Source organism: Streptococcus oralis (assembly GCF_018448765.2).
GTDB classification, from domain to species: domain Bacteria; phylum Bacillota; class Bacilli; order Lactobacillales; family Streptococcaceae; genus Streptococcus; species Streptococcus oralis_BM.
This window is the reverse complement of record NZ_JAHCMC020000001.1, coordinates 361,910-381,075: the sequence shown is the minus strand read 5'-3', so window position 1 is coordinate 381,075 and position 19,166 is coordinate 361,910. Positions and strand designations below refer to the sequence as shown.

Sequence of the window (19,166 nt, the reverse complement as noted above, 5' to 3'; positions counted from 1 at the left end):
TCCTTTATGATTCCTTGTCGAGTAGCGGAATACGGATATCAACCGCCAGTCCTTGCTTAGGAGCTGTCAATAGTTGAACTGTTCCTGCCATATCTTCAACCCGCTCCTTGATATTTCGAAGTCCATAACTCAAGTCGTCTAAGCTCCCCAACTGGAAACCAATCCCATTGTCCACCACTTTTAGTTGCAATTCAAAATCAGTCTGATAGAGGTACACATCCAGACAAGATGCCTGGGCATGGCGGAGGGTGTTGCTGATCAACTCCTGTAGGATGCGGAAGATGTGTTCTTCAATCTTCTTAGGCAATTTAGACACGTTTTGCTTGAGACTAACTTTGAGATCGCTCTTGTCCTCAAGTTCTTTTAAGAGGATTTGAATCCCCTCAACTAGACTCTTCTCTTCCAACTCCACTGGGCGCAAATGCAAGAGCAAGACCCGCAAATCTTTCTGGGCTGTTTCAAGGATGGCTGCGACACTTTGCAACTGGGTCTGCATCTTTTCTCTATCCAGCTTCAAAGCCTGCTGACTGACACCCGATAAAATCATATGGGCCGCAAACAATTCCTGACTAACTGTATCGTGCAGGTCGCGTGCTATCCGCTTCCGTTCTTTCTCGATGATTGCTTCTTCCTTGACCAGGCTTTGATTTTCAGCCTTTTGGACAGCCTCTGTCAAGAGGTTGAGCTTGCCAGACAAGGACTTAAAACTGGCATCCAAGTCTGGATCTGCAAAGGCAACCACCTCTTTTCCTGCTAGCAGTCGCTTGAGATTGACTTGCATTTTTCTGCGAGAGACTTCTTCTATCACGCGCCAAAAGAGGACAAAAAAGAAGGTCATGGAAAGGCTAAAGATCAAGATCAAGAAGATGAGTTTCTCTGTTTTTTCGATATCTTGTAGCAAATAGGACCAATCCAGTTCAAAAATATCAAGTAGACTATTGGCCAAAAAGAGGATAAAGAGGAAAGAAGTCAGGCCAATTAACAGATACGATTGCTTTTTCATCCTCTGACCACCTCCACATCGCCAACCATAGTAGTTAGGAAAATCTTGACGCTCTTGTTACTCTTGAGATAGTCCCTGGTTTCCTGATGATAGTGTTCATTGCGGAGGGATCTCTTAGGTTGATGAAGGAAAGTAAGATCTCCATAAAGACAGTTAACACTGAGACTGATTTCCACATCTACAGGTACGATAATCCTAGTCGTTCCGACCATCTTTCTAAGGATAATGACATTGTCATGATTGGTTAGGATAACTCTTTCCAAATGAATGGTGTCCTTGCCCATGAGGCGAAAGAGGTTGATATCGTCAAACTGGCAGGTCTGGTGACTAGAGAAATGATGGAGATTGCCAAACCAAGGATTGTGTTCATTTTTAACCGTCACCACCTCTTCAAAGACCAAGTCCGTCTCCTCTCTTTCTTGATTCATCATCGGATAGAGAAGAAAGAGACTATAGATAACTGCCACAAAGATAGCTAAAATCACAAAGGGATTGAGCATGACGATGAAAAAGAAAAGAATAGTCGCCACAAGGAGGAACACATTGTTACCCTCTTTACCTGTATAATAACGAAGCAAAAGCAAAAAGAGGAATAGAATCAGCAGAAAACGCGAAAAATGCTCTGACACCATCAAAATCAGAGCTCCCGTCAATAAACAGGCTTCAATAAATAAAAAGATTTGAAATTTTTTCATAGTGCTTCCTCTCTTTTCTATTTTATCACAATTCAAAAAAGTCACCTCGGTCTGAGGATGGAAAAAGGAGATAGGACAGAAATCGCTCCTACAAACTTGGTTCTTTCAGCTCACCACAGTTGACAAAAGGCTACAAAAAAGGGCGGGATCCTTGTCCCGACCTCTCTACTTCTGATCTTTAGCTTCTTTTAGTTTACCATAAAGAATATAGTCTACGTTTTGCAGATCCGCTATGGTGGCACAATTAAGGGCACACATAATCAAACGCAGATCTTCTTTCCAGATTTGGACAATACCAATCACCTCTTCGACGGAGTAGGTTTCAATCAACTCTAGAACGGTTCGAGACAATCCCACAGCCTTGGCACCAAAGACCAAGCACTTAATCATATCAAGAGGATTTCGAACCCCTCCACTAACCAAAAGTTCGACCTTTTCTTTCCAGTCTTGGGCATTGAGAAGGGCTTGCATAGTGGACTGACCCCATTGATTAAGATAATCACGCTGACCACTGCGACGATTTTCGATATAGGCAAAGCTAGTACCACCACGGCCCGACAGGTCAACCGTTCGAACACCCAATTCATAGGCTCTTTCGATGGTCTTCACATCCATCCCAAAACCCACTTCCTTTAGGACAATAGGAACGGGGATTTGCTTGCTATAGTCTGCCAGATGCGATTGCCAGCTTCTGAACGTTCTTTCTCCCTCAGGCATGAGTAATTCCTGCATAACATTGACATGCACTTGCAAAAGAAGAGGATTCATCGCTTCTACAGTCTGAAGTCCCAACTCAACAGGCTTGTCCAACCCAATATTGGTTCCAAGGAGGAGATTTGGATGGCTAGATTTGACAGAAAAAGAATTATCTGTAGGATTTTTTAGGGCTGCGCTATAAGATCCCGTCACAAACAAAATCCCACAGGCTTCTGCCACCTGAGCCAGTTTTTGATTGATTTCTTTACCTTTTTCGCTTCCACCCGTCATGGCATTGATATAAAAAGGAAAATCCCACTTTCGACCTGCAAACTCTGTAGACAAATCAATCTCATCCAGGTCATAAAGAGGCAGGGAAGAATGAATCAACTCCACCTCATCAAAGCTACTATAGGAACTTTTCTGCTCAAGGGCATAGCGGATGTGCTCATCCTTACGATTTGTCGTCATGTCCTATCCTTTCTTGGTATAAGAGCTCAATCTCCAGATCGGCCCAGCGATTTTTTAAAGCTTCAGTTGAATGCTCATCAAAACTCAAGGCAATCCCACAGTCACCACCACCAGCGCCACTACTCTTGGCAACAGCCTGCAAATCTTGACTGGCTTCTTTCAACTGTCTCAGCGAAGGTGTGTAAATATCTGGGCTCAAACCTTCTAAAAGCTGACTGGCTGTTTCCAGCTGCTCGATAATTTTTTCTGCATTCCCCTGTTCCAGGGCTTCTACCAAAGCAGATACCGTTGCTTTTGAGGAAGTTAAAAAATTCTGGCCTATGTTTTGCTTGATTTGCTGAACCATTTGACTCGATACGGCCACTTCCTTGGTCCATCCCACTAGGAAATCACATTCTAGAGCTGGTTGCACTTGTGAGATAGAAAAGCCCCAATCACGCTCTATAACAGTCGCCAAGTTTTCTTCTTGCAACCAAGCAGCCACCTTTTTGCGATCAAATGACTGGTAGAGAACCAAATCTTCTGCCACAATACAGGCAAGGTCTCCCATGGAGCCGTTATCGCCTCGCTTGAGCAAGACCGCGCTAGCCAGCTTGAACAAGAGTTCCTGATCAACCGTAATATCATACAGAGCCAGCAGAGCCTTGACAACCAAGACAACGACGCTACCACTAGAACCTAGACCAAACTTTTTCCCTTCCCGTTCCATTTTTCCACGGATTTCCAAGGAAAGAGGTCGCAAGGTTTGCCCACGATTAACGAGGAAATCTCCCACTAGAGAAATTGTTTCTTGAATCAAGCTGTAGGCAGGATTTGGCGTCAAGTCCACTGCAAAATTAAACATGTCTGAGTAGATACGATAGCTGTCAGAAAAGGCAATCTCTGCCTTCATATAGATGGGGATAGCCTTTATCAAGGCTAACTGTCCTGGCTCTAGAATAGCATATTCACCTGCCCAATAGAGTTTTCCGCAAGTTTTAACAGCAATCATCTTGGCTCAAATCCTTTGTTTTTGACACAATCAAGCGATAATGTTGACCGAAGATTTCTGACAAATGCTCCAAGTCTTTCTCCTGACAGAGGACCTTGACATTGGGACCAGCATCCATGGTAAAGTAGCAGGCCCCTCCTTGCCTACGAAGCTGGCGAACAAAATCCATGGCTTCATAGCTTGCATCCGTCAGATAAGAAAAGGCTGGTGATGCTGTTTGGGTCGTAGCGTGCATAGCAAGGGCATTTTTCTCCGTTAATTCCCCAACCTTGGCAAAATCATTTTCCTTTAGATAGAGCAACATGTTCTGATAATCCTTCTCAGACTGACGCACCCAATCATCAAAGGTCGTCGAGGTTTCCACACAAAGTTTCATCCCATCACGGCTAGAGATTGGTTTTTTCTTATCCTCTAGCACCAACATGATCATAGCTAGTTTCAGGTCTGTCTCTATAGGGTAAATTTCCCCACTATCCTTATCCCAGGCACCCAGTGGTCCATAAAAACTACGAGAGGAAGAGCCTGAGGCAAACTTCGCTTCCTGCGCCAACTGGCTCCGATTCAAACCAAGCTGAAAATAAGCATTGCAAGCCTTGACCAAGGCGGACAAACCACTCGAACTAGAGGACAAGCCCGCTGCAGTAGGCATATTGTTTTGGGTATCAATACGGACAAAACCTTCCCCAGCTGGACGGTAACGGTCAATGATTTTGCTCATTTTGGCATGCTCAGCTTCATTTTGTAGCTGACCATTGATATAAAAGGCATCAGCCGTCGCATCCATTGGCAGAGGCGACAAGGTCGTCTCCGTATACATGTTTTCCAAAGTCAGAGAGATGCTGCTAGTAGCAGGAACCATCTCTTTCTCTTTTTTCTTTCCCCAATATTTAATAATGGCAATATTTGCGTAGGAACGTACTGTTACAGGCTTTCGATCCATGTCTGAACAGCTCCTTTCTCTTCTAATCGTTTTGCTAGTTCTTGTGCTTGGTCCAGATTGGCTACCAAGGCGATAATACAGCCTCCTAGTCCACCACCACTCATCTTGGCACCTAGAGCACCATTGCTAAGAGCCGTTTCAACGAGGGAGTCTGCCTCAGGGCTGCTGACACCAATTTCTTTTAAATGTAAATGCGCTTGACTGAGGATTTGTCCCAGTCCCTCAGCATCTTTTCGTCTAATCGCATCTTCTGCCTGCTGGGTCAATTCTCCCAGGGCATGCAAAAACGGCAGAGCATCCTTGCCCTTACTTTGAACCACTTGGATGGCTTCACGAGTGTGACCATAAACACCCGTATCTGCAATTACCAAATAGGCAGATAGGTTCATCTCAAGTTCTGTAAAACCAACATTCTTGATAAAGCGAATGGGCTGGTCACTGAGACAGGTCTTAGCATCCAAACCGCTCGGATTCATATGGGCAATCATCTCAGCCCGATTGACCAAGATTTCTAATATATTATGAGGCAGGTCGGCTTGATAGTAGTCAAAAACAGCTCGAATGGCCGCTATACTGATAGCTGCTGACGAACCCATTCCCCGCTTTTCAGGGATAGCCGAGGCAATCACACAGCGAATGCAGGCTTCTTTGATATCCAAATACTCCAGCGAGGCATACACTGCCATGGACAAGGTATCCTCCTCATAAAGACGCCACGGGCTTTCAGCAGGGACCACCTTGCAGGTCAACTCCACCTCTAAGAGAGGCAGAGAAATGGCAGGATAGCCGTATACGACCGCATGCTCCCCTATTAAAATAATCTTACTATGTGCCTGACCGACACCAACTTTTTTTGTCATGTTTTCCTTTTTGCTAGACGAAAAGACCGTCTCATTTCATACAGTAGTATTTTCTCCTATCTATTTTATTATATTTTCACAAAAAAAGCGATTGTTTCCTTCACAATCGCCTCTTTCATTATTGGACCCATTCGCCATTATAGTTGACGTAGTAGCCATCTACTCTTGTACTAACTGCTAAAGCACCTGAACTATAAGCATAGTACCATTTGCCATTGACCTGGAACCAACCAGTCTTCATATCACCATTACTTGCATTTAGATAATACCAAGTCGAACCTTCCTGATACCAACCGGTATCCATGGCTCCTGATGAACGGAGATAGTACCACTTGTTACCAACATAAGCCCAGCCTGTCTTCATATCTCCATTTTGAGCATCTAGATAATACCAAGTTGAACCATCTTGATACCAGCCAGTCTCCATAGCTCCTGAGGAACGGAGGTAGTACCACTTATTACTTAGATATTTCCAACCAGTTTGCATAATGCCAGTTGCTGGATCTAAGTAGTACCAAGTCGAATCATCGTTTATCCAGCCTGCACGTCTTTCACCACCAATATAGTTTTCTCCATTAATTTCCGTTTTAGCTAGATAATACCAATTAGATTGATCATAAAGCCAACCTGTCTCTAAAGAATGATTTTGATTAAAGTAATAGTTCGTGTAAAAACTCTTCTCTTCTTTATCTTCCGGATTTGTACGTTTTTCCCCGTACTTTCTTCCAACACTGTCTTTAGTTTTAATCTCTAATGCTTTCCAACCAACAAACTCTTGTAGCACTCCATTTTTATCGAAGTAGTACCACTCTGACATCGGGAAACCTTCTAATCTGATACCATTTGGGTAAGGACCAATTGTACTACCTTTAGATGGAAACGGAATATATTGCCAGCCGACAACCATCTCTCCAGATAAAGGATCAAAGTAATAGTACTTCCCATCAATCACTCGCCAGTAGGTTTCTTTGAGGTCCCCCTTCTTGTAGTAAGTTCTACCATTTTCTTGGACAAATTGCCAGCCTTCCGAATCATCTGCAAATACTGTACTTGTCGCTAGCAAAGCAAAGAAAAATACTGTTAGTCCAACTTGTATTATTTTTTTCAAAATTTTCATCTATGTACCCTCCAATATTAAATCCACTCACCAGATGAAGCAAAGTTATAAACTTTACCATCAATCGTCTGACTACCTGTGACCATAGCACCACTTGAATTGAGATAATACCATTCACCTGATACTTTTATCCATCCGGTTTTCATATCTCCATTAGAAGGATCTAGATAGTACCATGTTGAGCCATCTTTGTACCAACCAGTCTTCATGTCTCCATTGCTCTTATCTAAGTAATACCATTTGCCTCGGAGGTATTTCCAGCTTGTTGCCATTGCGCCAGAAGATTCAAAATAATACCACTCCCCGGATATTTTTTGCCAATCTGTGAGCATCTTACCAGAAGCATCTAGATAGTACCAAGTATCATTTATATTTTGCCAACCTGTTTGCTTCGTACTATTCTTATAATAATACCAAGTACCGCTAATAAACTTCCATCCATCAATAGAATGTCCTTGAATAACAGAGTAGATGAAAGATAGAGCTTTCTCATTTAACTTGACAGCATAATTCATTTGTTCAGGGTCACTCCCAGAAACATGAACTCCGACAACCCTATTGGTAGAATCATACACTGCTGAACCGCTCGCACCACCCTTTGTATCTATTTGGTAGAATAAAAAATCCCCTGTGTCTTTAAGAATATTCTTAAAGCCTGTATACATCTGCTCGTCTTCACTAATGGCTGGATAACCAGTAATCGTAGCTCCTATACCTTTGAGATTTTCAATATTATTCGGAAGTCCTAACGTCCCTAATTGAGCGCCAATCGGTTCTTCCAAAATTAAAACTGCTAAATCATAGGTAGTAAGCTCATCTGGAGCAGTATTTCGAAATTCTTTTAAATAGCGAGCTTCTTTTACTTTTATCCGACCAAACGGCACACTATTTGGAGTACGAGCAGGAGTAACATATAGTTCTTCTGCATCTTTACCAAACTCATGTTTATAAATATTATGAGCAGCAGTAATAAGGACATTATCCTTTATAAAATTGGCACTCCCTCGATAAGTTACATCTTTACCATTTTTCACACCACGAAATTCTGACTCTACATAAGCTGATGTAGAATAAGGATATTGTAAAGTATTTTTTACCTTAACTAAATCATTTTTACCAATAATGACTTCTGACTGATTTGTATAATATTGACCATAAGTTGGTGAAACATTCGGAAGTGAAAAATTATTATTTCCTGGACTCTCTTGTAATGTTTCACTTACCTCATATTCTTCACCTGTACTAGAAATAACAGTCAAAGCAGATACTGCCGGTAGCTGACTAGCCAACAAAGTACTAGCAACAATTGAAATCCCCAATTTTTTATAAAAAGTTTTCTTCATTAATTGATCCTCCTGAAAAAATTGTAACACACCTGTTCGTCCCTGTCAATACAAAGAAAAAAACGAAAAGACATCCCTTTCTCCATTTGAAAAAAGCAGTTACACAACTGCAACTGCTTTTCTATTCTTGCATGGTGTAACCAACACCACGCACGGTTTTAATGTAGCTTTTTTGACCTTTTACATCAAGCTTGCTACGTAGATAACGGATATAAACATCCACGATATTGGTTTCTGTCGCACTTTCGTACTTCCAAACACTTTCCAACAACTGCTCACGAGTCAAGACCTTCTTGCTTCCCATGAGAGTGGCCAAAAGGTCATACTCACGGCGCGTCAGAGCAATCATCTCCTCGCCACGATAAACGGTATGATGTTCTACATCCATACGTAAATTGCGGTAAGACGTTGGGACCTTCATCTGACTACAGTGTTGGTCGATAAAGTCCCGACCTCGGAAAATCGCTGAAATACGAGCCACCAGCTGATCAATAATCACTGGCTTATAGATGTAAGAAACGGCGAAGCGCTGGATTGTCTCAATCTGGTCTTGCAATTCTTCGCGATGGTCCAAGACCATGATCACTGAGGCAGGTTTTGTCCGACTTAGCCTCTCTGCAAAATCCTGGGCTGTCATATCCCCCAGACGAGCATTCAGTAAAATCAAGTCATAATCTGTCTGGAGAGCCATGGAGAGGGCTTTTTGCCCCTCCTCTACAAGATCAACACGGTATTGCTCTTTTTGAAGTTCCAGACTGAGAAAATGAGCGAGATTTCGTTCTTTCTCAAGTAATAAAATCCGTTTCCCCATGGCAGACCTACTTATTTCTCGTCATACCAAGAGTAGTGGAAGATTCCTTCTTTGTCTTTACGTTGGTAAGTGTGGGCACCAAAGTAGTCACGTTGTGCTTGGATCAAGTTAGCAGGAAGGTCTGCTGAACGATAGCTATCAAAGTAGGTAATAGCTGCTGAGAAGGTTGGCACTGGTACACCAGCTTGAACAGCAAGAGCTACGATATCACGCACTGCTTGTTGGTACTTGGCAGTGACATCCAAGAAGTACTCATCCAAGAGAAGGTTTGCAAGGTCTGCATCACGGTTATAGGCATCTGTAATCTTTTGCAAGAAACGAGAACGGATGATACAGCCATCACGCCAGATAGATGCGATATCCGCAAATGGCAAGTTCCAGTTATTTTCTTTAGAAGCCACACGCAATTGGGCAAAACCTTGTGCGTATGAAATGATTTTTGAGAAGTAAAGGGCTTGACGGATCTTTTCGATCAACTCAGCCTTGTCACCTTCAAATTTGAAGGCAGCTGGTTTTGGAAGGACCTTGCTAGCATGTACACGCTCTTCTTTGTATGTAGAGATGTAGCGGGCAAATACTGACTCAGTGATAAGTGACAATGGCACACCAAGGTCAAGTGCTGATTGGCTAGTCCATTTACCCGTTCCTTTGTTTCCTGCAGCATCCAGGATGTAGTCTACGATTGGTCCATCTTGACCTTCATCATCTTTACGGCTCAAGATATCAGCTGTAATTTCAATCAAGTAGCTGTCCAATTCACCCTTGTTCCACTCAGTAAAGATTTCAGCCATGTCTTCTGTAGAAAGGCCAAGCAAGTGTTGCATCAAGTCATAGCTTTCTGCGATCAATTGCATGTCACCATACTCGATACCGTTGTGGACCATTTTCACATAGTGACCAGCCCCATCAGGACCGATGTAAGTCACACATGGTTTGCCATCTTCTGGTGCTTTAGCTGAGATTTCTTCGAGAACGTCCGCAACCAATTCGTAGGCTTCTTTTTGTCCACCAGGCATGATAGAAGGACCTTCAAGGGCACCTTTTTCACCACCAGAAACTCCAGTACCGATAAAGTTGATACCTGAGTTTGCCAATTCTTCATTACGACGGATGGTATCTTTGTAGAAAGTGTTTCCTCCGTCGATCAAGATATCACCCTTGTCGAGGTGGGGAAGAAGAGCTTGGATAGTTGCATCTGTACCAGGCCCAGCTTGAACCATCAGCATGATACGACGAGGTTTTTCGATTGAGTTTACAAAGCTTTCAACGTCATAGCTTGGCACAAAGTTCTTTTCAGGATGGCAGGCAATTACGTCTTCTGTTTTTTCTTTACTACGGTTGTAAATGGCAACTGTATAACCACGAGATTCGATATTTAGGGCAAGGTTACGACCCATTACGGCCATACCTACAACACCAAAGTTAGCTTTTGTCATGTGACACTCCTCTTATTTCATTTGTTTTATTTTATCATTTTTACCTATGAAAGGAAAGAATTTTGTAACGGACTCCTAATAGTCCAAGTCATCTGCATGGCCAGAACCATTCCCTACAAAGTAACCCGTCTTACAGTTGAGGGTGAAGAGGTAGGTTCCATCTGGTTTGTAGAGGTTGTAATAGCCGTTTCCGTTTACAATATTGACACGTTCGAGAATGTATTGGTTGCCAGTGATATAGCCACGAGCACGTGAGGTTGCTAGGATTTGTTCCAATACACCATCTGCAAACGTCCAAGCAGGGTTATTGCTATCGTCTACAGCTGATTGGTTGTAGGGTACACGACTAGCACTTCTTTGAAGATTAACCCCATCGCCAGATAAACCACCATTTGTATCTCTAGCCGGTGCTGTGGTACTTGTTGAAGGTGTCGTAGTGCTTGAATTGCTTTCTGTAGCTGAACTTGAGCTAGCTTGACTCGTGCTAGAGCTTGAAGGAGCTGTTTGTTGACTCTTACCAAGGCTAATCGCCTGAGCTAACAGTTTATCAAGCTCTGTATTTCCCGTTTTAACTTCCGTGAACTTAGCATCCGCCTTGGCTTTAGCATTGGTATTCAAGACACCATCAGTAATAGCTGGACTTTCAAAGAGGGCATTGACATCTTGAATGGCCTTGATTTGAGTTGCTAGGCTATCGTATTTTGACTTAGCTAGTGTATAATCACGGCTACCTTCTAACTTATCTAGCAAGGTTTTCAGTTGGCTCAATTTATCAAACTGGCTGTTTTTCAGAGCTGTCTTATTAGCATCCGTATAGAAAGTATCATAGAGATCATTGAAGTCCTTCAAAGCGGTTGGTGTTCCTTGATCATCCGAAGAGGCTGCTTGAGAAGACTGGATCTCTTGGTTTGAACGAGATACTTGACGGTAGACATAATATGTTCCAGCAAGCACAAGGATTGCAGCGACCACTGAAGCAATGATGATGACAGCTTTCTTCTTAGATCCTGTTTCAGGTTCTGTTTGAGTCGAACGCGATAGAGGTGTATAGGCCTCCTCTTCTTGTTCCTCATTTATTTGCTTGGGCTCTGTTTCTGTTAAAACGAGAGGCTCTATTTCAGCACTTTCTTCATCTTGAAGTGGGGGAACAAACTGAGTAGTTTCTTCATTATCTATCTCTTCACTAGATTCCTCGGAAACCACATCTGAACCTTCTACCTCTCCAGAAAGTTCATTTGTTTCACGAGCTTCTTGGATCAATTCCTCTAAGTTTTGAGTAGAAGCCAGTTCTTCTTTTTCAAACTGACGAGTTTCGAACTTATCTGCCTCGATCTCTTCGCGGTGCTGTTTGATGTATTTGTCCAAGATATTGTCTTCAGGCAATACTCCAGCCTCAACCTCTTCATTCTTACGAATTGCTTGACCAACAGTCAAATCTTTTGCTTCGTCAAAGTCGAATTGTGGCTCTTGCTGTTCTTTTTTATGACGATCATGTCTTTTCTTGCTCATGAGTTTACCTTTCTATTTTACCTCTTGGCGTTTCACACGCTGACCAAAGTATTGATACAAATCCACTTTTAAGGTCCCGTTATAGAGTTTTCGTTTTTTATCTGCTGGACTTCCGTACTTACTTTCAAAAGCTTCGTCACTCGTCAGGATAAACTTACTCCAGGTTTTCAGTGGTGCAAAGACCTGTCCCATCTCAGCATAAAGTTTCGTAACTCCTGCATCATCGGACAAGCGCTCCCCATATGGTGGATTGGAAATGATAACGCCATTGATCTTATCAGTGCGCAAATCTTGTACCCGCATTTGTTTAAAGGTGATATCTCCTGCAACACCTGCTGCTTGGGCATTTGCCTTGGCAATTTCTACCATACGAGCATCAATATCACAGCCCATAATGTCCAGCTCAAGTTCACGATCAATTTGCTTAGCCGCCTCAGTACGGACCTCTTGGATTAATCGATCGCTGACCCAGTTCCATTCCTCAAAAGCAAAGGAACGGCGAAGACCCGGCGCCATCTTTCTAGCAATCATAGCCGCCTCGATACAGAAAGTTCCTGAACCACAGGTCGGATCAATCAAGGGCTTGTCTGGATACCAGTTAGATAGTTGTAAAATAGCCGCTGCCATATTTTCCTTGATTGGCGCTCCACCTTTTTCCGTACGATAACCACGTTTAAAAAGGCTAGAACCTGTCGTGTCAATCATAACAGTTGCCACATCCTTAAGGATGGACACCTCAATCTTAAACTCAGGACCAGTTTCCATCAAAGGAACTCCTTCTGGGCGGGCATAGTGTTTTTGTAATTTCTTCACAACAGCTTTCTTAGAAATGGCCTGAACACTGGGCTCGTTGTGAAGTTTAGACTTAACACATTTGGCCTTTGATATCGGGAAACGTGCCCCAAGCGGGAGATAGTTTTCCCAATCTAGAGCAAAAACACCTTGAAAAAGCTCTTCAAAGGTCTTAGCTGGAAAGCTTCCGACTACAATCTTGATGCGATCCGCTGCACGAAGCCAAAGATTGGTCTCAATGATTGCCTTCACATCTCCTTGGAAGCGGACACGCCCATTTTCAACCTGGCAATCATAACCAAGTTCTCGCACCTCACGTCCAACGACAGCCTCAAGACCCGCCGCAGCAGTTGCGATTAAATTAAATTGTTCTTTCATTTCTAGTCTTGCAAGACCTTTCTCTTGTTCACTTTAAAAAATGAGGTTGAGAAAGATTTCTCAGCCCCAACCTATATGCAATTTTCTATAAGCCATGTTTTGTTCCAGAAGTGACTAGGACCACTTCCTTCGATAATCATCTGTCTACCGCTAACAGCATAAATCTGCTAGCAGTCAGAGTACTACGTTCGTTTCCGTGCACTCCATGCCCCGACCAAAATTTGGGTTGCTAGCTTGAGGGGTTTACCGCGTTCCACTCTCTCTGTTTCCAGAAAGACTCCGTCACTGTGGCACTTTCAAGCCTATTCTGACCTATCCGAAGACTTAGCCATTTCGACTGCCGTAACGATCACTCGTCCCTAGGCTTATGGATTCGCCTAGCACAAACACTACAGGCATCACAGCCTGTGCTAGCATGGACTTTCCTCATGAAAAGAGAACCTCTTCACGCGATTATCCAAAAATTGCACTCATTCCTTAGTCAATTATCAATCTTGATTGTCTAAGATTTGCTTACCAAATACTTCTTTTTCGAGACGATTTAAGCGTTTCAAAATATCAAAGTTTGTCATTGAAGTAGAAGCTGTTACTTCAATAGAGTCTGGTTGAGTTGGAGCCGCCTGTGGTTTACGAGACAACTCCTCCTTCAAATCAGCAATTTCTTGGCGAAGGGATTTAACCAAAGCTGCGTAAGTTTCATAATCCTTAATCACATCATCTAAGAATTCATCCACCTCTGCTCTGCTATATCCACGCACTTCGCGTCCAAACTCTTGTTCAAAAATATCTTTTGCTGAAAATATAATACTTGCCATGTCTCTCTCCATTCTGGGTTACTAGTATTATTATATAAAAAAAGACAAGTAAAAATCAAGGTCAAAGGGTTACTTTTCAGAAAAATTTTCTGCTAGTTCATTCAAGTCCTCAAATGTTAATTGCCTTGTAACATAGTCCGCTTGATTTTTCATCATTTGGTAAAAATATTGTAATTTAGTTTTGTTTTCTTCATCATAAAAAAGATAGCAAATATCTGTGTTCTCCAGTAAAAATTTCTGATAATCACGTAGTTGTCCCTTGTGTTCATATTGTGGATAGGCATATTTGACAAAATCAACTTGCTTGAATTCGCTCAACTTCACTTGATTTGCTTCATTCCAGTTACTGCCATGGGTTTCAAAATCAAAAATGGTCGCCAGCTGAAATCCATAGTCTCTTTTCATGTCTTTTGCCACCTGAAGCGCCCAGTACTCAAAGCCCAAAGCCCCAGTAAAGACAAGCCAGGTCACTCCTTCCTCCGCTAGACGTTCTAAGTCTCTCCGAATAGCTGTTTTGATAATATCAACGCGAATATCCTTGTCATTAAAGAGACCAAGGTCGAAGGCAGAATAACCTAAAATCAAGGCTGTTGTCATTTTTAACCCTTTCTTTGTAAATTTATGATATAATAGAGTGATGTTATTGTACCAATAAGGAGAATTATGGTCAACTATCCACATAAAATTTCATCACAGAAGAGACAAGCTCCCCCGTCACAAACTAAAAATTTCGCAAATCGGGGAATGTCTTTTGAAAAGATGATCAACGCTACGAACGATTATTACTTGTCGCATGGGATGGCAGTGATTCACAAGAAACCAACTCCCATCCAAATCGTACGTGTTGACTATCCCCAACGAAGTCGAGCCAAGATCGTTGAAGCCTACTTTAGACAAGCCTCAACCACAGACTATTCAGGGGTTTATGATGGATATTACATCGACTTTGAAGCAAAGGAAACTAGGCAAAAACATGCGATTCCGATGAAGAATTTCCATCACCATCAGATTCAGCATATGGAACAGGTCCTTGCCCAGCGAGGAATCTGCTTTGTCCTTCTTCACTTTGCTTCTCAGCAAGAAACTTATTTATTGCCGGCTGTTGACCTGATTCGTTTCTATCATCAAGATAAGGGACAAAAGTCAATGCCACTTGGATATATTCGAGAAAATGGATATAGGATTGAGCTGGGTGCCTTTCCCCAGATTCCCTATCTCGATATTATCAAAGAACATTTACTAGGTGGTAAAACAAGATGAACAAACAAACTATCCTGCGAATAACTAAATATATCAGTATCTGCTTCTTAACTGTATTTATCGCAGCTATTATGCTGGGCGGAGGTCTCTTTCTCTACTATGTTAGCAAGACTCCAGCCCTATCTGAAAGTAAACTAGTCGCTACAACGTCTAGTAAAATTTATGACAATAACGATGAACTCATCGCTGATCTTGGTTCAGAACGTCGGGTCAATGCACAAGCAAACGAAATACCGACCGATTTGGTCAACGCTATTGTTTCGATTGAAGACCATCGCTTCTTTAATCACCGAGGAATTGATACTATCCGTATCCTAGGTGCCACCCTACGAAATCTTCGTGGTGGCGGAGGCCTTCAAGGAGCTTCAACTTTGACGCAGCAGTTGATCAAGTTAACCTATTTCTCTACGTCAACTTCTGACCAAACCCTTTCTCGTAAGGCTCAGGAAGCATGGCTCGCCGTCCAGCTAGAACAAAAAGCGACTAAACAAGAGATCTTGACCTACTACATCAACAAGGTTTACATGTCAAACGGGAACTACGGAATGCAGACGGCTGCTCAAAGTTACTATGGCAAAGACCTCAAAGATTTGAGTATCCCTCAATTGGCCCTCCTTGCCGGAATGCCTCAGGCTCCAAACCAGTATGATCCATACTCGCATCCAGAAGCTGCTCAAGAACGTCGTAATCTCGTCCTCTCTGAGATGAAGGGGCAAGGTTACATTACAGCCGAACAATACGAAAAAGCGATTAATACTCCGATTACAGATGGACTTCAAAGCCTAAAATCAGCTAACAGTTATCCTCCGTACATGGATAATTACCTCAAAGAGGTGATTGACCAAGTTGAACAGGAAACAGGTTACAACCTTTTAACTACGGGTATGGAAGTCTACACAAACGTTGATTCTAAGGTCCAACAACGTCTCTGGGATATTTACAATACGGACGAGTATGTCAACTATCCAGATGATGAGTTACAGGTAGCCTCTACTATCGTTGATGTCACAAACGGGAAAGTCATTGCCCAATTAGGTGCTCGCCACCAATCAAGTAACGTTTCCTTTGGAATAAACCAGGCTGTAGAAACTAACCGTGACTGGGGTTCTACCATGAAGCCTATTACAGACTATGCTCCTGCTTTGGAATACGGCGTTTATGATTCAACTGCTTCGATTGTTCACGATAGTCCTTATAATTACCCCGGAACCTCTACCCCTGTCTATAACTGGGATAAGAGTTACTTTGGAAACATAACACTCCAGTATGCTCTCCAACAATCACGGAATGTACCGGCTGTAGAAACGCTAGAGAAAGTAGGGCTCGATCGTGCCAAGACGTTTCTAAATGGACTCGGTATTGACTACCCAAGCATACACTATGCTAATGCTATTTCAAGTAATACAACCGAATCTGACAAAAAGTATGGAGCAAGCAGCGAGAAGATGGCTGCGGCTTATGCTGCTTTTGCCAATGGCGGTATCTACCGCAAACCTATGTATATCAATAAGATTGTCTTTAGTGATGGCAGTTCAAAAGAATTCTCTGATTCTGGTACACGTGCTATGAAAGAAACGACAGCCTATATGATGACAGATATGATGAAAACCGTTTTGGCATACGGAACTGGTCGAGGAGCCTACCTCCCTTGGCTACCACAAGCTGGTAAAACTGGTACGTCAAACTATACAGATGATGAGATTGAAAACTACATTAAAAATACGGGTTATGTAGCTCCGGACGAAATGTTCGTTGGCTATACTCGTAAATATTCAATGGCCGTTTGGACTGGTTACTCGAACCGCCTTACTCCTATCGTTGGTGATGGCTTCTATGTTGCTGCTAAGGTTTACCGTTCGATGATGACTTATCTATCTGAAGATGATCATCCTGGTGACTGGACTATGCCAGAAGGACTCTACAGAGGTGGAGAATTTGTCTTTAAGAATGGAGCACGCAATACGTGGACCCCTTCATCATCTACACAACAAAGTTCGACGTCTGAAAGTTCTAGCTCAACATCTGAGAGCTCGACTTCTCAGTCAAGCTCAACTTCTCCAAGCACAAATAATAGTACGACTACCAATCCTAACAATAATACGCAACAATCAAATACAACCCCTGACCAACAAAACCAGAATCCGCAACCAGCACAACCATAACATTTATCACCCACTTTTAAACCTCACTCCAAAAGTTAAATTTTTTTACCTTTTGGGATGAGGTTTAAATCTAATCGTTTTTGATATAACAACAGAGTAAAATGTAGTCGGAAAAGTCATACCAAAATTGAATAAAACTTTTAAAGAGTAGGTAATGAATTTATATGTCTGGATTTGAAATCAAGAAAAAGCAATACAACAAAAACCTAATGTATAGAGTTTGGAAATTTACCCTTCATACGCTACTTATAGTAGTTGTGAAAAATACGGGACTTCCAAGAATCCTTCTTATCTCCTCTTACAGCACAAATCCCTTGCAAAAATTAAATATAAAGTATTTTTTATTCTATGTACATATTTAAAATAAGGAGAAAATATTTTGAAAAATACAACGAATAAACAGGATGATTTTAAACTCACCACTTGGCCAGTTGGCATATTTATTACTTTGATATTTTGTTTTCCGATTATAGTTAAGGCGGTTAGGTACTCCGCTTATTACGGTGCTACAATTCCTCCAGAACCTTGGAAGTTAGCATTGAACGTTGTAGTTGAAAATTTTTCTTTTTATTCAACTGCACTGAGTATTTCTTTCACAGTATTTATGTTTGTCAGTAATGAAAGGAATAGACACCGTGATGAAAGAAAAGAACGTGAAAAGAACGTGAAAGAAATGCAAAAGAAAAAGAAAAAGAACGTGAAAGAAATGCAAAAGAAAAAGAAAAAGAATTAGAACAATACAAAGATTGTTATCGGCCTAGTTTTGTAATTAATGATGCCAAAGGCATTATTCTATAATGAGAGAAGATAATTTATATATAGAGAATATAAAGTATTATGATTCTAGCGACAATACGAAAAATTGTATTAGCAAAGTATCTTTAAAGTCGGGAGAAGTTGTTTCTGAAAAGATACCACGTTCATTTTATATTACTGCTACAACAATAATTGGGGAGGAAATTCTTTTTGGATATCTTAATGGAGGTATAAAGATTTATAAATATTTAAAATCGAAGGGGAATGCATTATATCCTGGTATTGGAAATTATAGTGATATATCATCTTCTAAAGATTGGGGAGACTACAACAATATTAGTGTGCCGACTGATTCAATGTTCTCTGAAATCTTCTTTTATAACACATACGAAATTAGAGAAAAAATTTTTCTGAATGCAAATAAAGTTAAAGATATTATAGAGTCAAGGAATTTCAATAAACTTTTACATTCCTTATTCATGTTCTTTTCATATGAAATTGAAGCAAATACAGTGGAACTTTCCAGTGTGTATTCGGTATTGCAAGATGTGTTAAATACTGTAAAATACAACACCGATTGTTTTAATGAAATTAAAAAATTTAATTTTAGATTAGAATACATATTGGATAAAGAATCTTATATTATCAATAATTTACCAACAGAAATTGGTTATTTTGATTCATTGGATGATATTAATAATTTTTTTATGATGGACTTTATTGACCATATACAACGTAATCTTTGTTTATTAAAAACTGAAGAGAAGATTGACAAGTCTACTGAAAAATTTGTTTTGAGGGACATTTTAGCGATATTACTGGAGGTTTTCGATAATACAGATGTACCTAGTCTAGGTAATATTCTTTTAATTGATTTTAAGGCAGGAATCTTTAATAATATTCACTTTAAAAACTATTGATAAGGTATTTTTGAGTAGTTGTGAGAATTTTTTGTAATAAAATAGACAGGAAGAAAAAATCATGATTCAGAATACGGGAATAAAATTTGTAATAAGAGTTTATTATTCAGAAACGCATACCCATTTTATGCAAATTGGGTATATGGGATTCAATAGCAAGAGGAAACTACAGGATTATGCTGGCATGACTTGCGACAATAAATTGTTGAGA

At 41.2% G+C, this 19,166-nt stretch carries 18 protein-coding genes and 1 other RNA gene; 4 read left to right on the top strand and 15 right to left on the bottom strand.

The window, feature by feature from the left end; all coding sequences use genetic code 11:
• Nucleotides 1–4: 4 nt before the first annotated feature.
• The 15 genes from KIH88_RS01775 to KIH88_RS01705 form a co-directional block, all read right to left on the bottom strand.
• Nucleotides 5–1,003 carry a sensor histidine kinase gene (locus tag KIH88_RS01775; RefSeq protein WP_213988339.1) on the bottom strand — a complete coding sequence of 333 codons (999 nt, stop codon included), beginning with the start codon at nt 1,001–1,003 and terminating at the stop codon, nt 5–7.
• Nucleotides 1,000–1,698, bottom strand: a complete 699-nt coding sequence (liaF, locus tag KIH88_RS01770) for a cell wall-active antibiotics response protein LiaF (RefSeq protein ID WP_213988340.1) — start codon at nt 1,696–1,698, stop codon at nt 1,000–1,002. Before liaF ends, KIH88_RS01775 begins: the two co-directional genes overlap by 4 nt.
• Nucleotides 1,699–1,863: 165 nt before the next feature.
• Nucleotides 1,864–2,865 (bottom strand): type 2 isopentenyl-diphosphate Delta-isomerase, encoded by a 1,002-nt coding sequence (gene fni, locus KIH88_RS01765; RefSeq protein ID WP_213988341.1) that lies wholly within the window; start codon nt 2,863–2,865, stop codon nt 1,864–1,866.
• Nucleotides 2,849–3,856, bottom strand: coding sequence for a phosphomevalonate kinase (locus KIH88_RS01760; RefSeq protein ID WP_213988342.1), 1,008 nt, complete (start codon nt 3,854–3,856; stop codon nt 2,849–2,851). The genes fni and KIH88_RS01760 overlap by 17 nt, the downstream gene beginning before the upstream one ends.
• The gene (gene mvaD / locus KIH88_RS01755; RefSeq protein WP_213988343.1) at nt 3,843–4,796 is read right to left on the bottom strand and encodes a diphosphomevalonate decarboxylase; all 954 of its coding nucleotides are present in this window, start codon (nt 4,794–4,796) and stop codon (nt 3,843–3,845) included. Before mvaD ends, KIH88_RS01760 begins: the two co-directional genes overlap by 14 nt.
• A complete protein-coding gene (gene mvk, locus KIH88_RS01750) occupies nt 4,778–5,656 on the bottom strand; it encodes a mevalonate kinase (protein WP_213988344.1) in 879 nt (292 codons plus the stop codon). Before mvk ends, mvaD begins: the two co-directional genes overlap by 19 nt.
• Nucleotides 5,657–5,774: 118 nt before the next feature.
• Nucleotides 5,775–6,773, bottom strand: coding sequence for a choline-binding protein CbpJ (cbpJ, locus tag KIH88_RS01745; protein WP_213988345.1), 999 nt, complete (start codon nt 6,771–6,773; stop codon nt 5,775–5,777).
• A 17-nt stretch (nt 6,774–6,790) separates the two neighbouring features.
• On the bottom strand, nt 6,791–8,116 hold the full coding sequence (locus KIH88_RS01740; protein ID WP_225901047.1) for a trypsin-like serine peptidase: 1,326 nt from the start codon (nt 8,114–8,116) through the stop codon (nt 6,791–6,793).
• Between the two features lie 121 nt (nt 8,117–8,237).
• On the bottom strand, nt 8,238–8,927 hold the full coding sequence (locus tag KIH88_RS01735) for a response regulator transcription factor (protein WP_000518005.1): 690 nt from the start codon (nt 8,925–8,927) through the stop codon (nt 8,238–8,240).
• Between the two features lie 11 nt (nt 8,928–8,938).
• Complete coding sequence (gene gndA, locus KIH88_RS01730) at nt 8,939–10,363, bottom strand: NADP-dependent phosphogluconate dehydrogenase (RefSeq protein ID WP_213988346.1); 1,425 nt, start codon at nt 10,361–10,363, stop codon at nt 8,939–8,941.
• 75 nt (nt 10,364–10,438) lie between these two features.
• Nucleotides 10,439–11,872: a cell division site-positioning protein MapZ gene (gene mapZ / locus KIH88_RS01725; protein WP_213988347.1), complete on the bottom strand. Its 1,434-nt coding sequence runs from the start codon at nt 11,870–11,872 to the stop codon at nt 10,439–10,441.
• A 12-nt stretch (nt 11,873–11,884) separates the two neighbouring features.
• Nucleotides 11,885–13,042, bottom strand: coding sequence for a THUMP domain-containing class I SAM-dependent RNA methyltransferase (locus KIH88_RS01720; protein WP_213988348.1), 1,158 nt, complete (start codon nt 13,040–13,042; stop codon nt 11,885–11,887).
• 83 nt (nt 13,043–13,125) lie between these two features.
• Nucleotides 13,126–13,507: RNase P RNA component class B (gene rnpB / locus KIH88_RS01715), an RNA gene on the bottom strand.
• A 23-nt stretch (nt 13,508–13,530) separates the two neighbouring features.
• The gene (gene gpsB, locus KIH88_RS01710; protein ID WP_061418633.1) at nt 13,531–13,857 is read right to left on the bottom strand and encodes a cell division regulator GpsB; all 327 of its coding nucleotides are present in this window, start codon (nt 13,855–13,857) and stop codon (nt 13,531–13,533) included.
• Nucleotides 13,858–13,926: 69 nt separating this feature from the next.
• On the bottom strand, nt 13,927–14,454 hold the full coding sequence (locus KIH88_RS01705) for an SLOG family protein (RefSeq protein ID WP_213988349.1): 528 nt from the start codon (nt 14,452–14,454) through the stop codon (nt 13,927–13,929).
• 66 nt (nt 14,455–14,520) lie between these two features.
• Here KIH88_RS01705 and recU point away from each other — a divergent pair, with 66 nt between their 5' ends.
• From recU to KIH88_RS01685, 4 genes are all read left to right on the top strand, one after another.
• A complete protein-coding gene (recU, locus tag KIH88_RS01700) occupies nt 14,521–15,117 on the top strand; it encodes a Holliday junction resolvase RecU (RefSeq protein WP_000248761.1) in 597 nt (198 codons plus the stop codon).
• A complete protein-coding gene (gene pbp1a / locus KIH88_RS01695; RefSeq protein WP_213988350.1) occupies nt 15,114–17,279 on the top strand; it encodes a penicillin-binding protein PBP1A in 2,166 nt (721 codons plus the stop codon). The genes recU and pbp1a overlap by 4 nt, the downstream gene beginning before the upstream one ends.
• Before the next feature lie 379 nt (nt 17,280–17,658).
• Nucleotides 17,659–18,012, top strand: a complete 354-nt coding sequence (locus tag KIH88_RS01690; RefSeq protein WP_213988351.1) for a hypothetical protein — start codon at nt 17,659–17,661, stop codon at nt 18,010–18,012.
• Between the two features lie 64 nt (nt 18,013–18,076).
• Nucleotides 18,077–18,955 (top strand): hypothetical protein, encoded by an 879-nt coding sequence (locus tag KIH88_RS01685; RefSeq protein ID WP_213988352.1) that lies wholly within the window; start codon nt 18,077–18,079, stop codon nt 18,953–18,955.
• The last annotated feature ends 211 nt before the right edge of the window (nt 18,956–19,166 follow it).